We start from the raw sequence: 15,810 nt of genomic DNA, 5'->3' as shown, positions 1-15,810 counted from the left end.
CGCATCGCACCTTTTGGCTCGTTCAGCCAGCCAGTTTTTCAATCTCGCCCTCGGTATTTTCTACTGCCTTCCACCCCGTGGATTGCAACAGCATTGAACTGGCAACAAGGTCGCCGTTCAACGTGGTCCAACGATCGCGCTGCCCCGTGATACGTGCCGCGATATCCATGATCCAGACAGGACATGTGAACAATGACGGGTTTCTTTTGACACCCCGACGCAGGGCGGCAAGTATCTGCGCAACTGTGACCGGGCTACTATCGGCGACGATGAAGGTTCCGCCATCGGTTTTTGGCTGATTGAGGCAATGAATTACAGCGTCACAAAGTGACGAACGATGAACAAGAGACCTTTTGCCGGCGAGGGATTTGAATGGAAGCGGGATCGGCAATGCCGCTAGTTTTATCAAAGCCGCCAGATTGCCCTTTACACCGGCACCGTAAACCAGGACTGGCCGCAATATCGTATAGTTTCGGCGGGGCATGAATTTGGCTATGTCGATTTCTGCGTGTCGTTTCGCCCGCCCGTAATCGTCAGTGGGCTGTGGATCATCTGATTCAAGCACGACACCCTGAGCAATATTAGCGCATTGCGCCCTTATTGATGACATGAAAATGAACTTGCCTGTAATGGCTTTATCCGCGGCCTTCGCCAGTCTGGCTGGAAGAACATGGTTTACTGCATTGTATATTTCAGCGCCATTTTCCAGCCTTGTATGCGCAATGGCTGCCAGATGAACCACATGATCGACGCCATCCAGAATAGTCTCGAAAGCAGCGTCGGGCTCATCATGAACTGGCAAACGAACAGTTTTTACTCCGGCAACGACACCCGTTGCTCCGTCTCTCACAGCGGCAACCACCCGATATCCCGATGCCAGCAAAAGCGGAACAAGCTCAGTTCCGACAAAGCCCGTGGCCCCGGTAACAAGAACAGTAGCCGAAGCCATGTGATTCATCCCTTTCAAGAACTCCTATTAAGAGCAAAATAGAACGAGCAATAGAAGTCAGTAATTTTAACTCATGTTCCAATACCTCATCGGAACAAATGATTTTCAATCACGTTGTACGAGGCCAAATATCAAAAGGCAGTGCTTTTGATCCTGAAGATTGACAGATGTTCTGATTGATAATTCGCGCATAAGTTGTATTAGACCATTGTCACAATTTTGAGACGAATCCCATGCTCGATAATGACCAGCAGCCAGTACAATTAACTGGATTATTGTTCTTGGCTGCAATCGCTGTGATATTTTTAATCATTGTATGGCTAATTGGTTCGACTTTTGTTCGGCCTGAAACCCCGCCGGCTCCGCAAAGCTGGAACAAGTCTGGCGTAGTGGGCGTTATCATAGGCTGAACGCTCCGCATCGGGTTAAGCGCTTCGTTAATGCTCCCGGCGCGGCTAGGCAGGAGATCGAAAATGTACTCACGAACAGCCAATTTTTGGTTCAATTTTGCAATATTTACTGTGTTTATTGCACTGCTGCTTATGCTCAATCCGTAAGAATATTCCAAAATTGAGCAAATAAGAGCGGCAGGGCTGCCGCAATCAAAAACTGAGCCCGTGACACGCCCGAATTAAACCTCTAAGCTTCTGTATTGTAAAATCGTCTTTTGGCCAGGCTTGGCTTTTCGCGGCGTCAGAGGTTTCGGCCGCCAATTCATTCCAAACGACTGATTCCGTGAAGTATCCTGGTATAACCGGTAGGAGGCACCATGGCCAAGGGTCAGCAACGCAGCAACAAAGAAACGCGCAAGCCAAAAAAGGAAAAGGTCGCAGCGAAAGCAGAAGTTCCTTTTAGCTCGATGATGAAAAAGGCAGAGGCAACCACGCCTAAGGGCAAGCCGAAAGCTTGAATCAATATGTGCCGGCCAACATGGCAAACCATGTTCCGGCACGTTCTCATTTTGTGGAACAAAAAGAGAACAAAATCCTTTTCAAATATGTTCGGTTGTGGCAGTATTTTTGAAAAGGAGATTCCTATGAACGCCATCTTGAGACAACCAGAGGATGAAATTGATGAAGCTCTCGCTTATCATCAGGGTGATGCAAGGGCGACCGTGGCTGCTCTTTTAGCTGAGCGCGACTTTCTTTTGCGCGAAATCGAATATGCAGCTTTGGCAATGTCATATGGTTTCGCCAGGGGATGGCGGCCGTCCGGTCAAAAGATTGTAAGATAGACTTGGCAGCCGTCGCGTGTCATTATTGTAAGCTAACAATGTGAGACACGATGAAACATAGTCCAAAACAATTGCCCGAAGTCGGTGTGCGCCCGAAGCGGGTGCTCAGCCCCTCAGAGCAGAAAAGTCTGGCTACCACAGCTGCCGCCTCCGCCATCATCAATGATGAGACCAATAAGTGGGAGAGCAAGACAGCCCGGCTAAAAGCGCTTCGTCTTGCGAAAGAAGCTGCCGACGAAGCCGAACTTGCGGCGCAACCGCCAAAAGCAGCGCCTAAATCCAAAGCCAAGGCGAAAGTCTCCCGGGCGACAAAAGCCAAGTAGTTACTGCCTGCCAGAGCACCTCAAGGCCGAGACTGAAGGAGCTATTTGTGATTTTCTGCACGCAGAAATCGAGAAATAGTTTTCAGTTAAAATTCTTATGTGCTAATTGATATATTAGGCTTGGCAAAGTCTTTATATTTATTTCTGGCGGTCCGCATTGACGAAACAGGTGCTTCGCCTTATATGTGTGATATCGGTATTTGGTAGTTAGTTAACAGTTTTATTGCGTCTCAGGCGCTCTGAAAGATCCTTCTTCAAAAATCGAGCTAAAAACTGCATGGCGCGTCGTGCCCTGTATTAAGATATTTCCATTGAAAGGGTTCATCATGAGCACTGGAACAGTAAAGTGGTTCAATTCCACAAAGGGCTTCGGCTTCATTCAACCTGATGACGGTTCGGCAGACGTGTTCGTTCACATCTCCGCAGTTGAGCGCGCTGGTATGCGCAGCCTCAATGACGGTCAGAAGATCAGCTTCGAATTGGTCCGTGACAACAAGTCCGGCAAGATGACTGCTGATCAGCTTCAGGCTGGTTGATTATAATTCGTCTTCGCGGTCTTTGACCACGGATGTACTGGCACTGATAGCAAAGATGAATTTGAGAAGGTCGGGTTTTCCCGGCCTTTTATTTTGCCTGGATTTCTGGCGGGCTTATAGCCACGGTCGGCAGACTTTGTTCAACCGTCATTGCCTCACGCAGAATTTGCGGTCACATCCGCGATGGACAGGTTTATGAACCCAAGCGTCTCGCCAGCTTTGCACCGTGTTGCCCCACTTCAACGCGCTTGACGCCGCAAACTCTGGGCATCCTGGGAAAAGGCGGCATTCTCCATGACATTTCAGCGCAAGCACCAAGAAAACACTGGAAAGACTGCGTTCTAACCCACAAGGTACGATTCGGTTTGACAGCCTGCTTTTCGCGGCTGATGTGTGGTTCGAAGGAGTTCCCATTCATGAAAGTTCTCGTCCTTGGCAGTGGCGTCGTCGGTGTCACGTCGGCCTGGTATCTTGCGCAGGCAGGACATGAAGTTGTGGTGGTGGATCGCCAAGCGGGACCCGCACAGGAAACCAGCTTTGCCAATGCCGGAGAAATTTCACCGGGATACTCATCACCTTGGGCAGGTCCCGGTGTCCCGGTAAAAGCCATCAAATGGATGCTGATGCATTTTGGCCCGCTTGTCGTGCGGCCGAAATTCGATCCCTATATGGCGTTATGGCTGGCAAAAATGCTGCGCAACTGCACATCTGCACGCTATGCGCGCAATAAGGCTCGGATGGTGCCTGTTGCAGAATATAGCCGCGATAGTCTCAAGGCGCTTCGCGAAGAAACCGGCATCACTTATGATGAGCGCACGCAAGGGACGCTGCAGCTTTTCCGCACCCAGAGCCAATATGATGGCACCGGCGGTGATATTGATGTTCTGAAGCAGTTTGGCGTGCCTTATAATCTGCTTGACCCAGAAGGCTGCATTGCAGCCGAGCCCGCATTGGCCAATGTGCGCGGAAAGTTTGTCGGCGGCTTGCAATTGCCTGGCGACGAAACGGGTGATTGCCAGATGTTTACCGAAAAGCTGGCGGCGCGTTGTGCCGAAGCGGGTGTGACCTTCCGGTTCAACACGACGATCACGTCCATTAATACGAGCACGAACAAGATCGCCAGTGTTTCGACGGAAACAGAAGAACTGACCGCTGATGCCTATGTGATCGCGTTTGGCAGCTACTCTCCCTTCCTGCTACGTCGCATCGGGGTGCATATTCCCGTCTATCCGGTGAAAGGCTATTCCATTACCGTTCCGATCACCGATCCTGCTGGCGCGCCGGTTTCGACCGTCATGGATGAAAGCTACAAGGTTGCAATCACTCGCCTTGGTGATCGTATTCGCGTCGGCGGCACCGCTGAGATTTCCGGCTATGACCTGACATTGCGCGAAGCACGCCGGGGAACATTGGCTCATTCGGTCGGCGATCTGTTCCCCAAGGGCGGCGATATTTCAAAAGCAAGTTTCTGGACGGGCCTGCGCCCAATGACGCCCGATGGCCCGCCAATCATCGGCGGCGGGACAAAATATTCCAATCTTTATCTCAATACCGGCCATGGGACGCTAGGATGGACCATGGCATGCGGGTCGGGCCGCGTTCTCGCCGATCTGGTATCTGGCAAATCCCCGGATGTCGACCCATCGCCACTTAACATCAGCCGCTACGGCTGATGTTAAGACCACGTTCAATCCGCACTAAGTGCTTTAAAACATTACAAATTGTTTAGGTTCACATTCAGTTTTCGTTCATCTCGCCAGAGATACAACCATTGCGTGTCTGAATAATCATGGTCTTTCCCAAACCATGCAGCTCACGAGGAAACGAAAATGAAAAAAATCGCTCTGGCCGCAATTGCCATATCACTTCTAGCCACGCCCGCAGCTTTCGCCCAGCAGCGACACGACCAAGGTCGCCATTACGACCAGCAACGCGAACATGTCGTCAAAAAGCGCATCGTTACCAAGAAGGTCGTTGTGAAGAAAACACGCTGGTCGCGCGGTCATGCATTACCGTCAAGCTATCGTCGCAACGTGGTGCGCGACTATCATCGCTATCACCTGCGGACCCCGCCACGTGGTTATCACTGGGTAAGAGCTGACGATAATTACGTGCTGATCGGCATCACATCCGGCATCATTTCGGCGCTGGTTCAAGCCCGATAAACAGAAGACTGAAAAGCGGCGACCTCCAGCGCCGCTTTTTCAGTCTATGAAAACGCGAACAGTAGCCGCCCGCCCCATCGAATCGACAACCGTCAAAGTCGAATATCCTCCACCATCCGGCGTCCATTGATTGACCCGTCTGCGCGACATATCCGGCAAAGGCTTGCCATTGGCCAGCCAACGGAACGGCGCTCTGCCGCCTTGCAGCTTCAATATGAGCGGGTTTATCTGGCCTCCTTGCTTGGCACCAAGATCGACTCGCGCACCTTCCGGTGGATAAATTATCTGCGGCGCGGGTTCCCGTGTTGATGAGGCGAGAAGCCCGCTTGGCGTCATGGAAAACCGGCGTTGACTTATGGGCAATTCCGCCTGTGCAATTCGCGCTGCTCCGGCCGGTGCACGGGCCAAAGGCGTTATTGCAATGCCGGATTTGGCAAAACCCTCAAACAGGATAGGCGCCGCGGAGGCGAACCCTGTTATACCCGGCACAGCCCCATTATCCGGCCGCCCTACCCAAACACCAAGTACATAAGCCCCATCAAAGCCCACTGACCAAGCGTCACGATAACCATAGCTTGTACCAGTCTTGTACGCGATGCCACGCTGGCCCGCGCCCAAAGGCGGCATGACGCCGGACAGGATATCGGCAATATGCCAGGCAGCGACAGGTTCAAGCAAAGGCTCACCCTCAATGACCGCGGGCTTTTCCCGGATACCGTCCCCTAACTGTACTGGCCTGCCCTGATTGGCCAGCGCAGCATAGAGCTGGACAAGATCTTTCAACGTCGTACCGACACCCCCAAGTCCAATTGCTAATCCGGGGGCCTCATTGGCCGGCAGAACCGGACGCACGTCAGCGCGGCGGAAACGAACCATCAAACGCGTTGGCCCAACCACATCGAGCAGACGCACCGCTGGCACATTCAGCGACAATTGCAATGCCTGCCTGACGCTGACATCACCCTGATAGCTCATATCGAAATTGCGCGGCCGATAGCCGAAAAAGTCTGTGGGACGATCTTCAATCATCGTTTCCTGGCTGACCAGACCATCTTCAAAGGCAAGCCCATAAATGAAGGGCTTCAGCGTCGATCCCGGCGAACGATTGATGCGCGTCATATCTATCCAGCCCGAACGGCTGGCATTAAAATAATCGGCGGAACCAACTTCTCCAACGATTTCGCCAGTGCGGGCATCAGCCATCACCATGGCGACAGACAGTTTCGGACCGAGCTTCACAGCTGCATCACGCGCAACAGTTTCCAGTCCCTCCTGAACCTTACGGCGCAGGGTGGTCTGATGACGTTTGACTTGCGGTTCTTTTTTTGCGGCAGCTTCGGCAAGGTGAGCTGCAAGGGCGGGGAGTTGCAGACGGCGGGAGGAGACGGGGATCAAGCCTGCGCGTTCAGCCTCGCCCTCCCCGACAATTTTTTCCACCGCCATGCGTTTGAGAACGCGTTCTCTCGCATTTGTCGCCGCACCAGCATTACGGTCTGGCCTTCGCTTTTCCGGTAATTGCGGCAGAGCAACCAGCAATGCTGCTTCCGAAACGCTCAAGCGACGTGGTTCCTTGCCGAAATAGCTCAAGCTTGCCGCGCGAACGCCTTCAAGATTACCTCCATAAGGAGCGCGCGTCAGATAGAGATCGAGAATCTCCGATTTGTTTAAGCGGCGCTCGATCTGCAACGCCCGCACGACCTGCTGGAATTTTGCCGTGAGCGACCGGCCTTCACGGGGCTCGATAAGCCGGGCAACCTGCATTGACAAGGTAGACGCACCAGAGACGATGCGCCCATGAGTGACCAGCTGGAATGCAGCCCGGCCCAAGGCCAGAGGATCAACACCCCGATGGTTCATGAAGCGCTGATCCTCATAGGCGATCAGCATACGCACAAATTGCGGGTCAACATCCTTGGTCTTTGTACCCAGTCGCCACCGGCCTTCAGTAGTTGCAAAGGCACGCAACAACTGGCCATCCGCGTCAACCACTTCAGTTGAGACCTCGCGCGCTTTTTCAAGAGGCGGCGGGAACGCACGATCCGCCGCGTCGAGTCCAAAGGCCAACAGGGTCGCCAACACAAGATTGGCAGAAACGCCGATGCAGAATGTCCGCCACGTAAGCATTATTGTGCTTCGACGACCTCCATGCGGCCAGAGGCAGTGCGGGCAGAAAATTGCGGGCGATACATGTCCTCGACGCTAGCGGCAGGATGGCTGTAATTGCCCGGTGTGACGGCGCGAACAACGTAAGCAAGCGTAATTTCGCTATTATCGCTGGCGACCCTATCAAACGCAGCAACGAAACGATCACTACGGAACTCCGTGTGAGCCGCCTCGACCTCACCTATCCAGTCAAAATTGGTCAAGCTGGCACTATTGACCAAGCCGGGATTGTCGATCTCAAAACCAGCGGGCAACAGATCCGTAACCAGAACACGCGAGGGCCATCTATTGTTCTCTGTGATCTTCAAGACAACGACATAGCGCTCATTCTGCTTGGCCTCTGTGACGTTGGCCTCGCTACCATCAAGCGTGTAATAGGTGCGTTCAATATTAAACCCATCACCGCCCGCCGGCAGGGGCTGCGACGGTGCAGCAACCGTAGTGACAACTGCGGAAAGCGGAGCGGAGCTGGTGTTCGTAACTGTCACGGGCGACGCAATCAGTTCTTCGCCTGTAAGCTGCGACGCATAACTACCTGTATGGGCTACACCGTTAATATCGAGCTTCAGATCGCTGTCTCCGTCTTGAATTGCACGCGCAGCAAGGAGCATCCATGTCTGTTCCTGGGTGCTGGTGTACCGAGCGCTTTCCCATTGTTCAGCAACGATTTTTGACAGTTGCGGAATGATAGCCGGAACCGGGCGGCTCTCGGCTGCCAGAGCAAGAACGGCAGCGCCATCACGCAAGGATGAACCATAATCGGAGCGCACCAGGCTGACATTGCTCAACAACGATGTCTTACCGACAATATCGGTGAAAATGCTTTGCGAGCGCTGACCATCGCCATAAAGCGAAAGCGCAGCAGCTATGTGTGCTTTTGCAAGGGGCGTCGGAAACTCCGAAAGCATCGTATCGGCATAGTAGCGAAGATCGCTGATTGCGGCCTTGCGATTGCGGGCCAATACGTAGAGCGCATAGGCTATTTCATTTCCTTGATCCTTGACATTCACGTCATAGCTCAACGAATTCTGGAGATTATCCAGCGCCTGAACCAACGCCTGTTCCGGCACGTCATATTTCTGTTCGCGTGCTCGTGTCAGGAAATCCGTGACATAGGCATCGAGCCAAAGATCGCCCGAACCTGGGCTCCACAGGCCGAAACTGCCGGACGAAGACTGATAGGCAAGCACGCGGTATATGGCTTCCTGAACGCGTTTTTGAACATCGCCATCATCAGCTATACCCGATTTCTTTGCCAGTTCGCTCATATATAGCAAAGGCAAGGCGCGGCTGGTGGTCTGTTCGGCGCAGCCATAAGGGTAGCGATCAAGCGTCATCAGCAGAGCAGGAATGTCGAACGCCGTTGATCGTGTAACGTTGAGGCTAACCGAAGCGCCCTGCAGGATACTCCCGGCAAGCAATTCACTGTCCACTTTGACACTGGCATTGGGTGCAAGCTTGATTGGCTTGCGCACAGTCATCGGCAATGTTGCTGGACGAACCGGAAGATTGAGCGTTTGTTCAAGCGTCATGCCGGAGGTATTCGACAGTTTCACCGAGACAACGCCATCGCCGGGATGAACGCCAACAAGCGGCAAGGTAAGGTCGAATTTGCCGCCAGCGGTCAGGTTGATCGCCTGCGATGCGCCGGGCTGCTCTACCTCGACGGCAGGATTGCCGGTGACCTGCACCTGATATTCACCAGCAGGCGCGTCGGTATTGGCTATATCAAGCCGCAAGGATGCTTTGTCGCCAGGCGTCAGGAATTTTGGCAGGCTTGCTGTCACTACCACCGGGTCACGGATAATCACGTCAGAGGTGGCATGCCCAACGCCGGATTTGGACCAGGCGACAGCCATGACCCGCGCCGTGCCATTGAACTGCGGGATATCAAAAGTGACGTTCGCCTTACCTTCCGCATCAAGCTTTACGGGCCCGGAGAAGAATGCGACGAGCTTTTCAGTTGGAGGATTACCCTGCATCGGCATTTGAGCGCCGTCGCCGCCGGTACGCAGTTTCCCTGTTGCGCCCTGCGAACTATCAATCAGACGCCCATAGAGATCGCGGATTTCGAGCCCAAGCTGACGCTGGCCAAAATACCAGTTATCAGGATCAGGAGCCTCGTAACGAGTTAGATTAAGAATTCCGACATCCACTGCAGCCACGGAAACAAATGCGTTCTCATTTGCGCCAGCGCCTGCAACCTGCAATGCGATGTTGAGTGGTTGGCGTGGCTCGGTCTTTTCCGGAGCTTCAAGCTTGACTGCCAGCTTGCGATCGCCGGGATTCACATTCAGCCATTTAATACCGATGGCTCGCATGGGCATATGCGTTTCCTGTGCATCGCCCGGACGGAACAACGTGGCCGTGACATAGGCTCCTGCACCCCAATCGGCGGTGACAGGAATATCAACTTCGCCGCCTTCAGCACCAATACTGGCTCTGGTCGTTGCCAGCAGGCTTTCAGCGCCGACTGTCACCAGCAATTCGCCAGCGAAACGCGAGGAAACTTTCAGCTTAGCGGTATCACCAGGCGCATATTGCTCCTTGTCCAGCGCAATTTCGAGGCCGTCAGGTGTTTCCGTCGATGCGGCTTCAACATAGTAACCAGCGTCGAATTCGACGCTTGATGTGGGACCATCCGCAGCGGCTGTTTCCACTTCCAACCGGAAACGTCCCCATGTCACGGGAACTGAAATCGCCCCGCCATCCGTGGTGACATCAACTGTGCCATTGGCAACCTGCTTGGTCGACAAAATAGGCTCGTACTTCCACGAGCTGCCGTCGCGATACCACTGATAGTTCCGCTCGACGCTCAGCAGCTTCCATGACAGACCTTGCATGGCCTGCTTCTGCCCATTTGCATCAAGCGCTATAACGTTAAACTTGCCAACGGAATTCTCGCTGAGATCGCCGGAAAACTCCGGCTTGATCCCAATCATCGAGCTTTCGGATTTGACTGGCAGCGTCAATGAACGCTCAACAGCGCGTCCGCCTGCTTCCTTCAATCGTACAACCACATTTGCATTCAATAATTGTGTTGTCGAAGGAGCATCGGCAATGGTCACGTCAAACGTCGCCTTGCCGTTTTCGTCCAATGCTTCGGCAGCTTCGATCGGCACGGATACTGGTTCACTTGCCTGTTCGTCGGCCAACCCGAAGAAGTACCCTTTGAAATCCTCTCTTTCGCGCGTGGGCTTGAGAATGACCTCGCCTTCCGCAAACAAACCCGCAGCAGGAGCGCCGTATAGATAGCGCCCGTCAATAGTGACAGATGCGGGCTGGCCGATCTCCAATGATTTGGCGTCGCTTGTCAGATCGAACTCGATACGGTCGGGCACGAAATCCTCGACCATGAATTGCTTTTCCGCAATTGAAGACCCCTTTGGGTCGGTGAATATCTGCATCGTCCACGTGCCGCGCATGGCATTGGCCTGCAAAGCCAGATCCAACGTGTGGCCGCCCAAATTCTCTCCATCACTAACCATTCGGCGGTCTTCTACGCCATCTGGACGCTTGAATACGAAAGTGAGTGGCAGTTTCTCGATAGCATTTGCAGCGTTGTCACGCGCGAGAGCCGAAACGTGGACCGTTTCACCTGCCCTGTAGATGCCACGCTCGGTCCAAGCCAGAATATCGATAGCGCCAGGAGCCGCGCGGCCCGTAACACCGCGATCCGAAAGGTCGAAACCGGCTCGGGTCATGTCCAGAAAGACATAATCGGCATCACCGTTGCGGGCGGTGATCACGGCGGGAACCATGGCTGCAGTGCCGCGCATTAGCCCCGCACTGAACGTTGCACGACCATCCGTATCGGTTGTCGCTGTACCAAGGATTTCGTTGTTCTTGGCGAGCAGTTGCAATTCAACGCCGATAAGCGGCTGGGCACTGGCAAGCGAGCGCACAAATACGTTCAGACCATCAGTACCTGTATATGTCGACAAACCAATATCTGAAACGACGAACCATTGGGTTGCCAGCGCTGCCCAGTCATCCTGCTTTGCTTCAGGTGATACGGCAGTTAGCACATAAACGCCGGGCTTGCGCTGCGGCAAGGCCTCATCGACAGGGAAGCTGGTGACAACGTCCTTGTTCAAATCGGTCTGAATATCAATCGTGCCTTCCCAAATGGCTTCACCCGCCTCGTCCTGCAGTCTTTGAGCGCTGTAACCTTCCAATTGCGTAAGGAATTGCGAACTCGTCAGCAAAGGCGCAATACCGCGATCGCCGATGCGGTAGAGTTTCAGCTTGGCGCTGCTGGTATTGACAGACACAATAGGAATGCCGCGACGGGCCGTGCTGGGCAAAACGAAACTGTCACCCGTAAACCGAACCATGGCTGTGCGGTCCTTGACGTAAATATCAAGGTCGACTTGCCGCTCCAAAGATTCACCCACCGATGAAGGAAGACCGGCACGCAGCGCGAGCTTGTAGCGTTCACCATGTGTCAGACCTTCGGCGCAGATCTCACTACCCTTGGCTTCAACGCTTTTCGCCGGCACGCCGTTCAGTGTGACGAAGGGCGTGTAATCCGTCCCCATTTTTACCAATGGTTCTGAGAACTGAACGCAGGCACGTGCTGTCGCACTGTCAGCATCAATTGTGTGATTGACCACGCGGAAGCCCTGACGCGCCTGCAGATCATTGAGTGCTGCCCGAACTGTCTTTGCTTCAACCAGTTCCAAGCTTGCCTTATAGGCATTGATTGCCGCCCGGTAATTTTGCGCAATCTCCAGGGACGTTCCCAAGACGGAAAGGTCTTCTGCGCGGCTTTGTGTGGTGCGTGACAATTGATAGGCATTAAAAGCAGCTAACGCAGACTGACCACCCCTGTAGCGATCGCCTCCAACATTTCCAGCTTTTGCAAGCTCCAGCCATATGTCTTCATTGCCGGGTGCGAGCGACAAGGCAGCCATATAATTCTCGAGGGAGGTAGGAACTGCGCTGTTTCTTGCAAGCTCGATAAGCTTGTCAAAACCCATCGCTTTTTGAGCATCGGTTGCCGACAGATTGGCTTTGATCTCACGTGCATCGGTGATGAACTGCTCCGAAACAAACTGCACTTTAGGAGCGGCGCCAATATCCGGTTCGACTGAGGTCTCCACGACCTTTCCGGCAAAGACACCCGGGAAGCTCTTGAGCTCCTTGAAGTCTGATTTCAGGAAGCACCACTTTACCTTGGGGTTGTAGGTGAAGGCTTTACACGCCTGATCTGCAAGACAGACGGTTTCGCATTGATCCAGCGTAACATCTTCCTCTGTGCGCAGATCAAACCCGAAATAATCGCTATCCTTCGTAGTGACGATATCGCGGTTAATTTCCGCGGCCCCCGCCGGTAAGATGGAGGTAAAAAATGTGAGGAGAAGAGCAAGAAGCCCAAACCTTGCGCGCACAGACATATCGTCCTCCCAACGCCACTACTGATCCTGATGTTGGGCACTCTTTAAACTTCGTCGTGACTTGTCAACAGACCATGCAACTTACGGCTGAAATCTATGACATTGTTACAGTAAAAAGGCCCCGAAGGGCCTTTTTACTTCGAGCTGGAGCAATTGCTCACTGGAAGAGAATGATGGCCTGTTTGATGGTAACCCAAACACCCCACAGGATCGGGATCCCAACAGCTGCCCAGGCAATTGCCGCCTTTGCGTCGAGACCGCCATGACCTATGCCGAACGATCCGCTTGTGCCCGCTTCCACGACCTTTGTCTTGGCCTGTAGCGCAGCAACTTCCGCATCCGACATGAACCATTTGTCTGCCAATGGCCGCACGAACAGATTGGCTACCAAGCCGAGCGCCAACATGCCAGCCAGGATATACATTGTTCGATCATAGACCTGATCACGCGGGACACCCGCACTGATCTGGAATTCACGGATGTAATTGACCACGACGGGTCCCACGATACCGGCAGTCGCCCAAGCGGTCAGCAAGCGGCCATGAATAGCTCCAACAAACTGCGTTCCAAATATATCGGCGAGATAGGCCGGTATAGTAGCAAAGCCACCGCCATACATCGACAAGATCACGCAGAAAATAGCAACAAACAGCGCCTGGCTTCCCATATGTGCTGCGGTCGGTGCCAAGGCATACAGCGCTATGCCCAGCGCAAAGAAGGTGTAGTAGGTTGCCTTACGGCCGAGACGGTCGGAAAGTGACGCCCAGAAGAAGCGCCCCCCAATGTTGAACAGTGAAAGCAAACCGGTAAAACCAGCCGCAATAGCTGCGACCGCAGTTTTTTGCGATGCGTCCAGTTGCGTAAAACTGACATCGGGGAAGCCAATCAGCTTGCCTGCAAATATCTCCTGAAGCATTGGCGAAGCCATGCCGATCACGCCGATGCCAGCCGATACGTTGAGGCATAGTACGGCCCAAATGAGCCAGAATTGCTTGGTTTTGTGCGCATCCCGCAAATGGACGTGACGCGTGGTAATCATGGCCTTGCCGTTAACGGGCGGGGTCCAGCCCTCCGGACGCCAATTTGCAGGAGGAATACGATAGCCAAATGCGCCGCACATCATGAAAACAAAATAACCGGCGGCCATGACAAGCAAAGTCTGCCAAACGCCAACAGATTCCGGTGTCTTGAAGTAATTCATCAGAAGATTGGCCAGTGGCGCTCCGATCATCGCACCGCCACCAAAGCCCATGATCGCCATGCCTGTTGCCATGCCGCGTCGATCCGGAAACCATTTGATCAAGGTCGACACCGGAGAAATATAGCCAAGCCCAAGGCCGATACCGCCGATAACGCCTGCGCCAAGCCACATCAGCCACAATTGATGTGTCATGATGCCGATGGCTGCTATGACCATGCCGCCGCACCAGCAGAGGGCTGAAACAAGACCCGCCTTGCGAGGGCCTGCGCGCTCCAGCCAACCGCCCCAAATTGCTGCGGAACAGCCTAGGAGCACAAAGAACAGCGTGTATATCCAGCCGAGATCGCTGACACGCCAGTCACAACTGGTCGTAAAGAGAGCCGTTACAAGGTTGAGATCAGCACAGGCGACGGATTGTTCAATCCCGATCGAGCGGGACAATGGCAGCCAGAAAACACTGAATCCATAGGCCATGCCGATACATAAATGAATTGCCAAAGCGGCTGGCGGGACGAGCCATCGATTGAAACCCGCCTTGGCGACAATGCGCTCGCGGTCGAGAATTCCAGCGGTTCCTACCGAACCTTCTGCTGTTTGGTCAATTGCCGACATACAATGCCCCTCCCAAGGTTTGCATTAGAAAACAAGCGATTAAGTTGGATCAGGCCGAAACGGTGCCCGGCTTGCGTATCTGCTTTGCAGCTTCAAGGACCAAGGGATCCAGACCGTTGTCCGGCTGTTCCAGTATGTCGAAAAGCTGCTGGCGCATGCGCGGTTCCCAGAAGTGGTTGATATGCTCGGCAACACCCGCCGCTGCCTCATCCATCGGTTGAGAGTGAAAGAAGGTTGCAATCTGATTGGCCATATAGACCAGTTTTTCCGCCGTGGTTTTATGGCTTTCACTATCCATATTGCACCAATCTAACAGTTGGACTTTGTATAAGGGTCGAGGCAGCAGGATCGGGATTGAGATGCGGCCGCTGCGGCTTTTCATCTGTGTCGGAGCCGATTTGCGCTGCGGCGACCGGGATACGTTCCGGGCGCGTAAACACATCAAATTCATCGCCGCGAACCAAGGCAACGAGCGTTAGTCCGGCGGCATGGGCCGTGCGAATAGCAAGCGCTGTCGGGGCAGAAACCGCAATCAATACTGAAGCACCAATGATCGCTGCCTTCTGGACCATTTCAATGGAAACCCGGCTGGTTATCACAATAGCACCGCTGCTGCCTTCAATGCGCGAGCGGCACAGATTGCCAGCCAATTTGTCGAGCGCATTGTGTCTTCCGACATCTTCACGCGCCGCTACAATGCCTTTTCCCGGTTGATAGAAACCAGCGGCATGAACAGCTCCCGTTTCCTTGTGAAGAGGCTGTATTTCTGAAAGCAGTCTTACTGCTTGCGCAATGTCATCTGGTGCCAGTTCCAATTTCACCTTGTCGACGGAGGAGACCGGTTTCAATGCCTGCTCGATTGATTCAATTCCGCAAAGACCGCAACCAACGGGCCCCGCCATGCGGCGGCGGCGATCACTCAAATCCTGCCCTGCCTCGCCTGCAAGCCTGATCTGGATATCAATGCCTTCAGCATGGTCTTCAATGTTGATTTCATCGATCTGTTCAAGCCGCGAGATAATGCCTTCGGAAAGACTGAAACCAACGGCAAAATCTTCCATGTCAGAAGGGGTTGCCATCATGACCGCATGGGTCGTGCCATTATAGCTGAAGGCGACAGGTGTTTCTTCCGGCACGGCACGGTCGCCGGTGGCATAGCTGGCGACTGCGCCATTCAAGCGGCGAGTGATCCGCGGTACGAGTTGGCGTGCGGGGCGCTGTTCCACGT

12 protein-coding genes are annotated in these 15,810 nt (G+C 53.7%); 6 read left to right on the top strand and 6 right to left on the bottom strand.

Going from position 1 to position 15,810, the window contains the following annotated elements; genetic code table 11:
• Positions 1-22 precede the first annotated feature (22 nt).
• A complete protein-coding gene (locus tag V9K92_RS07125; RefSeq protein ID WP_337353656.1) occupies positions 23-949 on the bottom strand; it encodes an NAD-dependent epimerase/dehydratase family protein in 927 nt (308 codons plus the stop codon).
• A 769-nt stretch (positions 950-1,718) separates the two neighbouring features.
• On the opposite strand from V9K92_RS07125, the gene V9K92_RS07120 reads away from it, so the two are divergent.
• The 6 genes from V9K92_RS07120 to V9K92_RS07095 all read left to right on the top strand — a co-directional run bounded on the left by V9K92_RS07120 (position 1,719) and on the right by V9K92_RS07095 (position 5,207).
• Positions 1,719-1,859: a hypothetical protein gene (locus V9K92_RS07120; RefSeq protein WP_307283087.1), complete on the top strand. Its 141-nt coding sequence runs from the start codon at positions 1,719-1,721 to the stop codon at positions 1,857-1,859.
• A gap of 126 nt (positions 1,860-1,985) precedes the next feature.
• Positions 1,986-2,183 (top strand): hypothetical protein, encoded by a 198-nt coding sequence (locus tag V9K92_RS07115; protein WP_115055266.1) that lies wholly within the window; start codon positions 1,986-1,988, stop codon positions 2,181-2,183.
• A 50-nt stretch (positions 2,184-2,233) separates the two neighbouring features.
• On the top strand, positions 2,234-2,506 hold the full coding sequence (locus tag V9K92_RS07110) for a hypothetical protein (RefSeq protein ID WP_115055182.1): 273 nt from the start codon (positions 2,234-2,236) through the stop codon (positions 2,504-2,506).
• A 326-nt stretch (positions 2,507-2,832) separates the two neighbouring features.
• The gene (locus V9K92_RS07105) at positions 2,833-3,042 is read left to right on the top strand and encodes a cold-shock protein (RefSeq protein WP_091881096.1); all 210 of its coding nucleotides are present in this window, start codon (positions 2,833-2,835) and stop codon (positions 3,040-3,042) included.
• A gap of 416 nt (positions 3,043-3,458) precedes the next feature.
• Positions 3,459-4,715, top strand: a complete 1,257-nt coding sequence (locus V9K92_RS07100; RefSeq protein WP_336440531.1) for a D-amino acid dehydrogenase — start codon at positions 3,459-3,461, stop codon at positions 4,713-4,715.
• Positions 4,716-4,871: 156 nt separating this feature from the next.
• Positions 4,872-5,207 carry an RcnB family protein gene (locus V9K92_RS07095; RefSeq protein ID WP_115055184.1) on the top strand — a complete coding sequence of 112 codons (336 nt, stop codon included), beginning with the start codon at positions 4,872-4,874 and terminating at the stop codon, positions 5,205-5,207.
• A gap of 39 nt (positions 5,208-5,246) precedes the next feature.
• Here V9K92_RS07095 and pbpC read toward each other — a convergent pair whose 3' ends face one another.
• From pbpC to fdhD, 5 genes are all read right to left on the bottom strand, one after another.
• Positions 5,247-7,331, bottom strand: a complete 2,085-nt coding sequence (pbpC, locus tag V9K92_RS07090) for a penicillin-binding protein 1C (RefSeq protein WP_337353655.1) — start codon at positions 7,329-7,331, stop codon at positions 5,247-5,249.
• Positions 7,331-12,769, bottom strand: coding sequence for an alpha-2-macroglobulin family protein (locus tag V9K92_RS07085; protein ID WP_337353654.1), 5,439 nt, complete (start codon positions 12,767-12,769; stop codon positions 7,331-7,333). The genes pbpC and V9K92_RS07085 overlap by 1 nt, the downstream gene beginning before the upstream one ends.
• 157 nt (positions 12,770-12,926) lie before the next feature.
• Positions 12,927-14,582, bottom strand: coding sequence for an OFA family MFS transporter (locus V9K92_RS07080; RefSeq protein WP_337353653.1), 1,656 nt, complete (start codon positions 14,580-14,582; stop codon positions 12,927-12,929).
• Positions 14,583-14,631: 49 nt separating this feature from the next.
• Positions 14,632-14,880, bottom strand: coding sequence for a formate dehydrogenase subunit delta (locus V9K92_RS07075; protein WP_115055188.1), 249 nt, complete (start codon positions 14,878-14,880; stop codon positions 14,632-14,634).
• Positions 14,873-15,808 carry a formate dehydrogenase accessory sulfurtransferase FdhD gene (fdhD, locus tag V9K92_RS07070; protein WP_370878805.1) on the bottom strand — a complete coding sequence of 312 codons (936 nt, stop codon included), beginning with the start codon at positions 15,806-15,808 and terminating at the stop codon, positions 14,873-14,875. The genes V9K92_RS07075 and fdhD overlap by 8 nt, the downstream gene beginning before the upstream one ends.
• Positions 15,809-15,810: the final 2 nt, after the last annotated feature.

The sequence above is a fragment of the Phyllobacterium sp. CCNWLW109 genome (assembly GCF_037203905.1).
Taxonomy (GTDB): domain Bacteria; phylum Pseudomonadota; class Alphaproteobacteria; order Rhizobiales; family Rhizobiaceae; genus Phyllobacterium; species Phyllobacterium ifriqiyense.
Note: the sequence above shows the minus strand (reverse complement) of the source record. Positions and strands in the feature narration are given on the sequence as shown.